Below are 12161 nucleotides of genomic sequence, written 5' to 3'. Positions count from 1 at the left end.
CCCGAGCCCGCGCCCGCTCCGGAGCCCTCCGCAGCCTCCACCGCGCAGCCCGCACCGGCTCCCGCCCCCGAGCCCGCGTTCGCCCCGCCCGCTCCCGCGCCGCAGGCCACCGCGCCGCAGGCCGGCTTCCCGCACGGGGTGCACGGCGCTCCGGGCGCGCCCGGCGGGCCCGTACCGCCCGCCCCCGTGTGGGGGGCCGGCTACGGCGCGGGCCCGTGGGGCGTCCCGGTCCCGGCCGCCAACGGGCTCGCCGTCGCCGCCCTCGTCACCGGCATCGCCGGCGTGATCGGCGGTCTGCTCCCGTTCTTCTTCTTCATGGGCGGCCTCCTCGCCCTGACCGCCGCCGGCCTCGGCATCGGCGCCATCGTCCGCGCCTCCAACGGCGCCGGCCGCCAGGCGATGGCCATCACCGGAACCGCCCTCGGCGTCCTCGGCATCGGCGCCTCGATCGGCGGGTTCGTCCTCACCGGCGTCGTCCTCGACCGGGCCTCCGAGCGCGCACAGCACCGCGTCCACGAGGAGGAGTGGGGGGACCCCGGCGAGGACGACGAGGACTTCGGCGACGCCACCCCGGCCCCGCCCGCGCCGAAGCCCTCGCCCTCGCAGGTCCCCGGGATGACGGCCCCGCTGCCGTTCGGCGAGACGTACACGTACCCCAACGGCATCAAGGTGACGCTGTCCGTGCCGAAGAAGTACGTGACGAAGAACCGCTACCTGGAGGTCGGCAACGCGGTGCAGATGACGATCACCATCACCAACAACTCCACGGAGTCCCACAACGTCATCTACGCCGTGCCCAACGTCCGCGACGAACAGCGCATGACCGCCAAGCTCGTCTTCGACGGCGAGCTCCCGAAGACGATCAAGGGCGACATCCTGCCCGGCGAATCGGCCAGCGGGGTCGTGGCCTTCGAGGTCCCCGAGGGCACCGGCAGGCTCACCGCCGACATCTCCCCCGGAACGCGGCTGCCGAACGCCAAGTTCAGCGGCCCGATCGGCTGATCCGGCCGGACATCCGGGAAAGCCGCGCAGCGCGGAAAGGCACGGTCCCAGGACATCGCGTCAGAAAGACGATTAGACTGGGGTCGTGCCTCAACTTCGTCTCGCTCTGAATCAGATCGACTCGCACGTCGGCAACATCGCCGCCAACGCCGACTCGGTCGTGCACTGGACCCGGCACTCCGCCGAGCAGGGCGCCCACCTCGTGGCGTTCCCGGAGATGATGCTGACCGGGTACCCCGTCGAGGACCTCGCCCTGCGCAGCTCCTTCGTCGAAGCCTCCCGTAGGGCGCTGCGTGAGCTCGCGGAGCGGCTGGCGGCCGAAGGGTTCGGCGAACTGCCGGTCATCGTCGGCTACCTCGACCGCTCCGAAAAGGCCGCGCCCCGGCTCGGCCGCCCCGCCGGCGCCCCCGAGAACGCGGCCGCCGTCCTGTACGGCGGGCAGGTCGTCCTCCGCTTCGCCAAGCACCACCTGCCCAACTACGGTGTGTTCGACGAGTTCCGCTACTTCGTGCAGGGCGACACGCAGCCGGTGATCCGGGTCCGCGGGATCGACGTGGCCCTGGCCATCTGCGAGGACCTCTGGCAGGAGGGCGGCCGGGTCCCGGCCACCCGCTCCGCCGGGGCCGGGCTGCTGATCTCCGTCAACGCCTCCCCGTACGAGCGCAACAAGGACGACGTACGCCTCGAACTGGTCCGCAAGCGGGCCCAGGAGGCCGGCTGCACCCTGGCGTACGTGGCCATGATCGGCGGTCAGGACGAGCTGGTCTTCGACGGCGACTCCATCGTCGTCGACCCCGCCGGCGAGGTCATCGCGCGTGCCCCGCAGTTCTCCGAGGGCTGCGTCCTGATCGACCTCGACCTGCCGGCCGCGCGCGCCGACGCCCCCGAGGGGATCGTCGACGACGGTCTGCGGATCGAGCGCGTGGTCCTCTCGCAGGAGCCGGTGGAGCCGTACGAGCCGGTGGTCCCCGGCGGGTACGCCGAGCGCCTGGACGACGACGAGGAGGTCTACGACGCGCTGGTGGTGGGCCTGCGCGCGTACGTCAAGAAGAACGGGTTCCGGTCCGTCCTGATCGGGCTCTCCGGCGGGATCGACTCCGCGCTCGTGGCCGCCATCGCCTGCGACGCGATCGGCGCGCAGAACGTCCACGGCATCTCGATGCCGTCCAAGTACTCCTCGGACCACTCCAAGGGGGACGCGGCCGAGCTGGCGGAGCGGACCGGGCTGAACTTCCGGACCGTGCCGATCGAGCCGATGTTCGACGCGTACATGGGCTCGCTGGGGCTGACCGGTCTGGCCGAGGAGAACCTCCAGTCGCGGCTGCGCGGCACCATGCTGATGGCGGTGTCCAACCAGGAGGGCCACATCGTGCTGGCCCCGGGCAACAAGTCGGAGCTGGCCGTCGGCTACTCCACCCTCTACGGCGACTCGGTGGGCGCGTACGGCCCCATCAAGGACGTCTACAAGTCGGACGTCTTCCGGCTGGCGCAGTACCGCAACCGGGCCGCGGCCGAACGGGGCGAGACCCCGCCGATCCCGGAGAACTCCATCGTGAAGCCGCCGAGCGCCGAGCTGCGCCCCGGCCAGGTGGACACGGATTCACTGCCGGACTACCCGGTGCTGGACGCGATCCTCTCGATGTACGTGGACCGCGACCAGGGCATCGAGGAGATCGTCGCGGCCGGTTTCGACCGCGAACTGGTGGCCAGGACGCTGCGGATGGTGGACACGGCGGAGTACAAGCGGCGCCAGTACCCGCCGGGCACGAAGATCTCTGCGAAGGGCTTCGGCAAGGACCGCCGGCTGCCCATCACGAACGGCTGGCGCGAGCACGCCTAGCCGGCACGCTGCACCGGGCTCCCGCCTGCGGGCACGGGGCACGGGGCACGGGGCAGCGGCGGCAGCAGCTGCTACACCGTCAGCCGCGCGGCGAGCGGCAGGTGGTCGCTGCCGGTGCGCGGGAGGGTCCAGGAGGCCTCCGGCCGGACCCCGCGGACGAGGATCTGGTCGATCCGGGCCATCGGGAACTGGGCGGGCCAGCTGAAGCCGAAGCCGTCGCCCGCCGCGCCCTGGGTGGAGCGGACCTGCGAGGTGATCTCGGACAGGGACCGGTCGTTCATGGTGCCGTTGAGGTCGCCGAGCAGGATGACCTTCTTCAGCGGTTCGGCGGCGAGGGCGGCGCCCAGCGCGTCGGCGCTGTTGTCCCGCTGGTTGGCGGTGAAGCCGGCGTTCAACTTGACCCGGACGGACGGCAGGTGGGCCACGAAGGCGGCGAGGTCGCCGAAGGGGGTGTGCACGGTGACCCGCATCGCCCGGGTCCAGCCCATCTTGATGTCGACGGGCCGGCTGGAGGCCAGCGGGTACTTGCTCCACACGCCGACCGTGCCCTCGACCGAGTGGTACTTGTACGTCCCCTCCAGGGCCTTCTCGTAGACGGGGACGGCGCTCCCCTTGAGCTCGGTCAGGGCCAGCACGTCGGCCCCGGACCGCGCGACCGCCTGGGCGGTGCCCCGCGGGTCGGGGTTGTCGGCGTCGACGTTGTGCGTGGCGACCATCAGGTTGCCGCCGGAGCCGGACTTGTCGGTGACCAGACCACCGAACAGGTTCACCCAGACGGCGGCAGTCAGCAGTATCGCGATCAGGGCGGTCGCGGACTTGCGGACCACCGCCGCCGCCAGGAGCAGCGGGACGGCCAGGCCCAGCCAGGGCAGGAAGGTCTCGGTGAGGCTGCCGAGGTTGCCGATGTCGTTGGGCAGCTCCGCGTGGAAGATCATGATCAGTGAGAGCAGTGCGGCCAGGGCGGCGGTGACGATGCCGCGCCGCCAGATGCCCGGGTCGCGGCGCAGCTCGGCGAGCCGGCGGCGGAAGCGGGATCCGGAGGCCTCGGGCTCCGAGCCGCCGTTCCCCGTCTCCGTCATGTACGCCTGTGCCATGCCACTGCCCTCGCTGCCGTGCTTGCGCTGCGTCCCCGCCTCTTGACCCTAGGCGATCGGCGCAGCGTTCCGTGCCGTTCTTCCGGCCGTACGTCCGGGAGGACGAACGGCCATGCGGCCGGGGTTCCGCTTGTCACGAAACGCGCACATTGGCCCCGGCGCGCGCCGGGGCGGCCGGGCGGGGATCCTGAGTGGGCCAGGAGGGGCGCTGGTGTGGGCCGGGAGTGTGACGTACCGGTCTTCGCGCCACTTTCGCGGGGGGCCGCACAGGTGCAACCATGGTGGGTGAGTCCGGGGACGCCGTGAGGGCGCCTCGAGATGACATCAAGGAGCGTTTGCAATGACGCATGCCGTTTCGCCTGCCCGCGAGGCCGCCTCCCCCACCCTGTACGGAGGCACGGGCACCCGTCGCATCACCGTCCGCGACCTGGGGCTCGCCAAGGAGCGCGGCGAGAAGTGGCCCATGCTCACCGCCTACGACGCGATGACCGCGTCCGTCTTCGACGAGGCCGGCATCCCGGTGATCCTCGTCGGGGACTCGATGGGCAACTGCCACCTCGGCTACGAGAACACCGTCCCCGTGACCATGGACGAGATGACCCTGCTGTCGGCGGCCGTCGTACGGGGCACCCGCCGGGCGCTGGTCATCGGCGACCTGCCGTTCGGGTCGTACCAGGAGGGCGCCGTACAGGCGCTGCGCAGCGCCACCCGCCTCGTCAAGGAGGCCGGGGTCGGAGCGGTGAAGCTGGAGGGCGGCGAGCGCTCGCTGCACCAGACCGAGCTGATCGTGCAGGCCGGCATCCCCGTCATGTCCCACCTGGGCCTGACCCCGCAGTCGGTCAACGCCATGGGCTACCGGGTGCAGGGCCGGGGCGACGAGGCCGCGCACCAGCTGCTGCGCGACGCGAAGGCGGCGCAGGACGCGGGTGCGTTCGCGGTGGTGCTCGAACTCGTCCCGGCCGAGCTGGCCGCCGAGGTCACCCGGTCCCTGCACATCCCGACGGTCGGCATCGGCGCGGGCGCCGAGTGCGACGCGCAGGTGCTGGTGTGGACCGACATGATGGGCCTGACCGGCGGCAAGCTGCCGCGGTTCGTCAAGCAGTACGCCAACCTCCGCGCGACCATGGGCGATGCCGCGAAGGCGTTCGCGCAGGACGTGGTCGGCGGAACGTTCCCGCAGGAGGAGCACGCCTTCCACTAGGCAAGGGCACCGTTGCCACCAGGCCCGGCCCCCCGGGCCCATGGGCCTGAGCGAGAGCCCGTCGACAACACGTCGGCGGGCTCTCGTGTGCCTGCTCGTCGGCTGTCGGTCGGGGGTCCGGTCGCGTGTCGGTCGACCGTCGGTGGACTGTCGGTCGGGTGTCGGTCGGCTGTCGGCGCTTTGTCGGTGACGGCTGGTCCCATGGTGGACATGACGCGAAACGACAAGAATCCCCTGAGCGGCCCGCACGCCGTGGAGGTGCGGGGGCTGGTCAAGCACTACGGCGAGACCAAGGCCCTGGACGGTGTCGACCTGGACGTCCGGGAGGGCACGGTCCTCGGAGTCCTCGGCCCCAACGGCGCCGGAAAGACCACCCTCGTCCGCTGCCTGTCCACCCTGATCGTCCCGGACGCGGGGACCGCCGTGGTCGCCGGGTACGACGTGGTCCGCCAGCCGCGGCAGCTGCGCCGGACGATAGGCCTCACCGGCCAGTACGCCTCGGTCGACGAGAAGCTGTCCGGCTGGGAGAACCTCTACATGATCGGCCGTCTGCTGGACCTGTCCCGCAAGGACGCCCGGTCCCGCGCCGACGAGCTGCTGGAGCGGTTCTCGCTCACCGAGGCAGCCAAGAAGGCCGCGATGCAGTACTCCGGCGGTATGCGCCGCCGGCTCGACCTGGCCGCCTCCATGATCGGCCGCCCGGCCGTCCTCTACCTGGACGAACCGACCACCGGCCTCGACCCCCGCACCCGCAACGAGGTGTGGGACGAGGTGCAGCGGATGGTCGCCGAGGGCGCCACCGTCCTGCTCACCACCCAGTACATGGAGGAGGCCGAGCAGCTCGCGAGCGAGCTCACGGTCATCGACAAGGGCAAGGTCATCGCCAAGGGCAAGGTCGACGAGCTGAAGGCCCGGGTCGGCGGCCGGACGCTGCGGATCCGCCCCGTCGCCGCCTCCGACCTGCCGGGCATGGCCCGGGCGCTGGCGGAGACCGGGCTCGACGGCGTGGCCGGCTCGCAGGCCGTCCCGGACGAGGGCGTGCTGCTGGTCCCGATCCTGAGTGACGAGCAGCTGACCGCCGTGATCGGCCTGTTGGCGGCCCTCGGATATGCGATCGCCGACCTCGGCACGTACCTGCCCAGCCTGGACGAGGTGTTCCTGGCCATCACGGGCCAGAAGCCCACCGCGGCGCCCGAGTCCGTTCCCACCGAGAAGACCGAGGAGGTCGCGGCATGAGCACCGTCACCACCACCGACCCCACCGCCTCCCCGGCCGTCCCGGCCGCCGCCGCGGCGGCCGCCCTGCCCGACGACGGCCGGATCGGGCTGCGGGGCAACCTGCGCCACATCGGCGCCCTGGTGCGCCGCAACACCCTCCAGATCAAGCAGGACCCCGAGTCGATGTTCGACGTCCTGTTCATGCCGATCATCTTCACGCTGCTGTTCGTGTTCGTCTTCGGCGGCGCGATCTCGGGCAAGGGCCAGCAGGAGGCGTACGTCAACTACGTGGTCCCGGGCCTGATGGCGATGATGGGCATGAACATCGCGATGGGGGTCGGCACCGGGGTCAACGACGACTTCAAGAAGGGCGTGATGGACCGCTTCCGGTCCATGCCGATCGCCCGGTCGTCGGTGCTCCTCGCCAAGATCGTCGTCGAGCTCGGCCGGATGATGGTCGCCATCGCGATCCTGCTCACCGTGGGCTTCATGCTCGGCCTGTCGATCAAGACCTCGGTGCTCGACCTGTTGCTCTCCATCGGCCTGTCCGCCGTCTTCGGCGCCTCGCTGATGTGGATCTTCATCCTGCTCGGCCTGACGATGAAGACGGCGCAGGCCGTCCAGGGCATGGCGATGCTGGTCCTGATGCCGCTGCAGTTCGGCAGCTCGATCTTCGCCCCGCCGTCGACGATGCCCGGCTGGCTGCAGACCTTCACCGACTACAACCCGCTGTCCAACCTGGCCGACGCGGCGCGCGGCCTGATCAACGGCGGTCCCGTCGCCCACGCGGTGTGGGTGACCCTGGCCTGGTCGCTCGCCATCACGGTGGTCACCATGCCGCTCGCGGTGCGCAAGTTCCGCCAGAAGACCTGATCCGGGCGGCGGACCGCCGCGGATCGCGTCCCGGGCGGTCCCCGCACGGGGGCCGGATCAGACGAGGGCGGTGGCCTCCTCCAGGGTGAGGCCGCCGCCTTCGGCATGCGCCGCCTCGTACGCGGCATCACCGAGCGCCGCTCGGGCCAACTCCTCGGCCCGGGCGGCGTCCTCGCGTTCCGTGGTGACCGGGAAGTGGTGGGGCGGCAGCAGCGTCCGGTACGCGCCGAGCAGCCGCGCGGCGTCGTACGCCTGCTCCCGGCCGCCGAGACTCACGTGCGACAGCGCCGCCGTCATCAGGTACACGGCCGGCAGCTGCGGGGCGACCATGACGGCGAGCGGGTCCTGGGCGCTGACCAGGGCCTGCCGGAGCAGCTCCAGGGCCTCGGTGTGCTTGCCCTCCTGGTTCTCCAACCAGGCCATGGTGCCGAGCAGGAAGCCGTCGAAGATGGCGTACGCGCCGAAGGCGAACTCCTCGCGCAGCGTCTGGAGCTGGGCGCGGGCCTCGGGGATGCGGCCGGTGCGGCCGTAGCAGCCGGCCAGGAACATCCGGGCCGCGGGCAGCGCCTCGTTGCCGTACGAGCGCGGGACGCTCAGGATCTCGGTCAGCAGGGCCTCCGCCTCGGCGACGCGGCCGCTCTCGACGAGGACCCCGGCCATGCGCACCCGCAGCACCGTGACCTGGGAGGGGGCGCCGAGCCGCTCGGCGTACTTGATCGCGGACAGGAAATCCTGCGCGGCGAGCGCGTACTCGCCGCGCTTCTCCCGGGCCTCGGCACGCGCGGACAGGGCCTCGGCGCAGCCCCAGTCGTCACCGAGCTCGATGAACAGGGCCAGGCTCTCGTCGGCGTCGCGCGAGGCGTCGCCCGCCCAGTCGGCCCGGTTCGCCAGGATGTTGGCCCGCATCTGCAGGATGGCGGCCAGCTCCCAGCGGTGCTCCAGCTCGCGGCAGGTGTCGACGGTGGCGTTGATGGCCCGCCGCAGCAGGTCCACCTCCCCGGCGATCATCACGGCGAAGATCCACATCGAGCCCGGGGCCCAGCACGTCTGCGGCAGGCCCGGCGCGTAGGCGGCGATGATCCCCTCGATCCAGGGGCGGATGGACGGGCAGGTCCAGCTCTCGCTGGTCTGGTCGCGGGCCGCGAGCTGGATGAGGCGGATGCCGCGCCAGGCCTCGGTCAGCTGCTCCCCCTCGTACGGCGGGGGCGTGTCGATGAGCCGCGCGTACACCGGCTCGGCGGGGACGACGGGCGCGGCGAAGGGGTCGGGGCCGAGCGCGGCCGCCGCGTCGGCCCAGTGGCGGGACTCGGCGCGCAGGTCGTGCATCATCCAGTACCAGCCGAGGGAGTGGATCAGGCACAGCACCTCGTCGGTGTCGCGGGCGGCGACCGCGCGGCGCAGGGCGGTACGGAGGTTCTCGTGCTCGGTGGCGAACCGCTCGCCCGCCGCCCGCTGGTGGGGGCCGCGCAGCAACGGCTCGGTGGTGCGGGCCAGTTCCCGGTAGTGGACGAGGTGGCGGCGCTCGGTGGCCTCGCGGTCGCCCGGCACCTCGCCGAGGCGCTCCCCCGCGTACTCCGCCACGGTCTCCAGGAGCCGGTAGCGCATGCCCGCGCCGTCGGGGCCGGGGGCGGCGACGACGAGGGACTTGTCGACGAGGGAGCCGAGGACGTCCAGGACGTCGAGGGCGTGGACGGGGTCCGGGGCGTCGCCGTCGGCGCAGACGGCCTCGGCGGCCGCCGCGTCGCAGCCGCCGGCGAAGACGGACAGCCGCCGCAGCACGGCCCGTTCGGGTGCGTCCAGCAGCTCCCAGGACCAGTCGACGACCGCGCGCAGGGTCTGCTGGCGGGGCAGCACGGTACGCGCACCGCTGGTCAGCAGCCGGAAACGGTCGTCGAGCCGGTCGGCGATCTGGCGCGGGGTCAGCAGCCGCAGCCGGGCGGCGGCCAGCTCGATGGCGAGGGGGAGGCCGTCCAGGCGGCGGCAGATCTCCGCGGCGGCGTCGGGGTCGTCGGCGACCCGGAACCCCGGCAGGGCGGCGGCTCCGCGGTCGCCGAGCAGCCGCAGCGCGACGGGGTCGGGCAGCGGTTCCACCGGGCGCAGCAACTCTCCGGGCACGCCGAGGGGTTCCCGGCTGGTGGCCAGGATCCGTACGCCGGGGCAGCTCGCGAGGAGTTCCTCGGCCAGTTCGGCGGCTGCGCCCACCACGTGCTCGCAGTTGTCCAGGATCAGCAGGAGCCGCAGCCGGGCGCAGTGCTCGGTGAGCCGGTCGAGCGGGCGGTCTCCGGGGCGTTCGGTCAGCGCCCGCAGTTCCTCGGCGGAGGCGCCGCGCAGCTTGGTCTCGCGGGCGCCGAGCGCGGCGAGCGCGGCCTCGGCGACGTCCTCGGGGTCGTCGACCGGAGCCAGCTCGACCATCCACACCCCGTCGGGCCAGGCCGCCCCGGCGCGGGCGTGGGCTTCGGCGGCCTCCTGCGACAGCCGGGTCTTGCCGGCCCCGCCGGGGCCGAGCAGGGTGACGAGCCGCCCCCGGGCGAGGTCGCCGCCGATGACCCGGATGTCCTCTTCCCGCCCGACGAAGGTGGTCAGCCGGGCCCGCAGGTTCCCCTGGCCGGGGGGAACGAGCCACCCCGCCTCCCCCGACGCCCCTTGCCCGGGACCGGCCTGGCCGGCTGCGGACGCCGCGCGGGGCGCCGCCTGACCGGGGGTTGCCGCCGCGCCGGGAGCCGCCGAGCCCAGCGCCGCCTGACCCGGAGCCGCCTGGGCAGCGGGAGCCGCCCCGCCCGGGGCCGCCGGGTCGGTCGAGACGGCGGGCGCGGATATCGGGACCGGGTCCGGGACCCGGACCGGGAGCGGGGCCGGGTCAGGGGCCGGGTCGGGGGCCGACACGGGTGTCGGGGTCAGCAGCTCGCGGTGGAGGGCTCGGAGGGCCGGGCCCGGGTCGGTGCCCAGGCGGTCGGCGAGCCCGCGGCGGACCGCGTCGTAGGCGGCCAGCGCCTCCGCGGGCCGGCCCGCGTCACGCAGCGCCCGGACGCGCAGCACCTGGAGCGGCTCGTCCAGCGGCTGCTGCGCGCACAGGGCGGTCAGCTCCGGCAGGGCGCGCTCCGCCTCGCCCAGGTCGAGGGCCGCCGCGAGCCGGCCCCGGCGCGCGTCCAGCCGTAGCGACTCCCAACGCGCGGCCTCCGCGGCCGGATCCGGCAGGTCCGCCAGCGCCGGGCCGCGCCACAGCGCGAGGGCCTCGTCGTACAGGGCGGCCGCCTCGGCCGGGTCCGCGGCCTGCGCGCCGGCCCGGACCAGCCGCTCGAACCGGTAGAGGTCGACGTCGTCGCGGGCGGCGACCAGCAGGTACCCGCCCTCGGCGGAGCGCACCGCCGCATGCCCGAGGGCCCGCCGCAGCCGGGCCACCAGCGCCTGGAGGGCGGCCGGGGCGTCCGTCGGCGGGTCCGCGTCCCACACCTCGCCGACGAGCAGGTGCACGGGAACGGCCCGCCCGGGCCGCAGCGCGAGCGCGGTCAGCAGCGCCCGCAGGCGCGCTCCGCCGACGGCGACGGTGGTCCCGTCGTCGTGGATGGCCTGGGCGGTGCCGAGAATCGCGTAGCGCACGGGCCCATTGTCCCCGGCCCCGCATCCCGTACGGCTCACGGCCCGGGGTAGGTTTCGCCGCATGGGTCATCAGGGCAATCGCAGTGAACGGCGGATCAGTTCCGTTTTCCTCGGCATCGTCGCCGTCATGGCGGTCACGGGCTGGGCGGTGTGGACGGGGTACGCGGCGAGCGCCGGTCTGGCCGTCTTCCTCTTCGTGACGTCGGCCTGGATCGTCTCGCTGTGCCTGCACGAGTACGCCCACGCCCGCACCGCCCTGCACTCCGGCGACCTCACGGTCGGCGCCAAGGGCTACCTGACGCTGAATCCGCTCAAGTACACGCACGCGCTGCTGAGCATCATCCTGCCGGTGATCTTCGTGATCATGGGCGGGCTGGGCCTGCCGGGCGGCGCGGTCTACATCGAGCGCGACCGGATCCGGGGCCGCTGGAAGCACAGCCTCATCTCGGCGGCGGGTCCGCTGACCAATGTGGCCTTCGCGGTCGTGTGCACCGCCCCGTTCTGGCTGAACGCCCTGGACGGCGTCCCCCAGCCGTTCCGCTTCGCGCTGGCCTTCCTCGCACTGCTCCAGGTCTCGGCGGCGATCCTGAACTTCCTGCCGGTGCCCGGCCTCGACGGCTACGGCATCATCGAGCCCTGGCTCTCGTACCGCATCCGCCGCGAGGTGGCGCCCCTGGCACCGTTCGGGCTGATCGCCGTCTTCGCGCTGCTGTGGATCCCGGAGGTGAACGGCTTCTTCTTCGACGTGGTCCGCGACCTGCTGTCGACGCTGGGCGTGTCCGACCTGGACACCTTCTGCGGCCGCGACTTCTACCGCTTCTGGCAGGACACCAACGGCTTCTGCGCCGTCCCGCAGGACTGAGCGGGGACGGCCGACCCCGCTGGCCATCGCGTTCGTCTACGCGCCGACACCGCAGGACGCCGAGACGGCGGTCCGGCGCTTCCGGTCGGGGATGTGGCCCGGGCGCGGGGGTCTTCTCCTGACGCCGGCCGCAGGTCCGGCACTCGGGCGGGCCCTCTCGAAGCTCAAGGACGCCACCCACCTGCGGCGGCTGTAGGGGGCGCGTGGCGCGCGTGGACCCCTACGACGTGCGCGCGGAGCCGGCCGCCTTCCGGGCCTTCGCCTTGCGGATGTAGTACCAGGCCATGTTGGACGTGACCCCGGCCATCAGCACCCACACGATGCCCAAGAAGCTGCCCTCCACGAAAGCGACGACGGCGGCGGCCACGGACAGGGCACAGGCGACCAGGGCGAACACGGCAAGGCGGGGCATGGGGCACAGCTCCTCGGCGACACGGAACGGGGTCAAGCCCCTCCAGTGTCTCCCATCCCCCGC

9 protein-coding genes are annotated in these 12161 nt (G+C 73.0%); 6 read left to right on the top strand and 3 right to left on the bottom strand.

The window, feature by feature from the left end; all coding sequences use genetic code 11:
• Together AB0B01_RS16365 and AB0B01_RS16360 are read left to right on the top strand one after the other, a co-directional pair.
• A partial coding sequence (locus AB0B01_RS16365) for a DUF4190 domain-containing protein (RefSeq protein ID WP_361718574.1) occupies positions 1-1002 on the top strand: 1002 nt, incomplete at its 5' end.
• Positions 1003-1087: 85 nt separating this feature from the next.
• Complete coding sequence (locus AB0B01_RS16360) at positions 1088-2842, top strand: NAD+ synthase (RefSeq protein ID WP_361718571.1); 1755 nt, start codon at positions 1088-1090, stop codon at positions 2840-2842.
• A 71-nt stretch (positions 2843-2913) separates the two neighbouring features.
• On the opposite strand, the gene AB0B01_RS16355 is transcribed toward AB0B01_RS16360, so the two are convergent.
• Positions 2914-3936, bottom strand: coding sequence for an endonuclease/exonuclease/phosphatase family protein (locus AB0B01_RS16355; protein WP_361718568.1), 1023 nt, complete (start codon positions 3934-3936; stop codon positions 2914-2916).
• Positions 3937-4276: 340 nt separating this feature from the next.
• Between AB0B01_RS16355 and panB the strand changes: the two genes are divergently transcribed.
• The 3 genes from panB (at position 4277) to AB0B01_RS16340 (ending at position 7227) form a co-directional block, all read left to right on the top strand.
• Complete coding sequence (gene panB / locus AB0B01_RS16350; protein WP_361718565.1) at positions 4277-5137, top strand: 3-methyl-2-oxobutanoate hydroxymethyltransferase; 861 nt, start codon at positions 4277-4279, stop codon at positions 5135-5137.
• Positions 5138-5338: 201 nt separating this feature from the next.
• The gene (locus AB0B01_RS16345) at positions 5339-6373 is read left to right on the top strand and encodes an ATP-binding cassette domain-containing protein (protein ID WP_361718562.1); all 1035 of its coding nucleotides are present in this window, start codon (positions 5339-5341) and stop codon (positions 6371-6373) included.
• On the top strand, positions 6370-7227 hold the full coding sequence (locus AB0B01_RS16340) for an ABC transporter permease (RefSeq protein ID WP_361718559.1): 858 nt from the start codon (positions 6370-6372) through the stop codon (positions 7225-7227). Before AB0B01_RS16345 ends, AB0B01_RS16340 begins: the two co-directional genes overlap by 4 nt.
• A gap of 57 nt (positions 7228-7284) precedes the next feature.
• Here AB0B01_RS16340 and AB0B01_RS16335 read toward each other — a convergent pair whose 3' ends face one another.
• Positions 7285-10824, bottom strand: a complete 3540-nt coding sequence (locus tag AB0B01_RS16335; RefSeq protein ID WP_361718556.1) for a BTAD domain-containing putative transcriptional regulator — start codon at positions 10822-10824, stop codon at positions 7285-7287.
• 61 nt (positions 10825-10885) lie between these two features.
• Between AB0B01_RS16335 and AB0B01_RS16330 the strand changes: the two genes are divergently transcribed.
• Positions 10886-11686, top strand: a complete 801-nt coding sequence (locus AB0B01_RS16330; RefSeq protein ID WP_361718553.1) for a site-2 protease family protein — start codon at positions 10886-10888, stop codon at positions 11684-11686.
• Positions 11687-11906: 220 nt separating this feature from the next.
• On the opposite strand, the gene AB0B01_RS16325 is transcribed toward AB0B01_RS16330, so the two are convergent.
• A complete protein-coding gene (locus AB0B01_RS16325; protein WP_356850189.1) occupies positions 11907-12098 on the bottom strand; it encodes a hypothetical protein in 192 nt (63 codons plus the stop codon).
• Positions 12099-12161: the final 63 nt, after the last annotated feature.

This window comes from Streptomyces sp. NPDC044571 (genome assembly GCF_040647115.1).
In the GTDB taxonomy this organism is placed as follows: domain Bacteria; phylum Actinomycetota; class Actinomycetes; order Streptomycetales; family Streptomycetaceae; genus Streptomyces.
The sequence above is the reverse complement of the archived record's forward strand: the minus strand, read 5'-3'. Positions and strand labels throughout refer to the sequence as shown.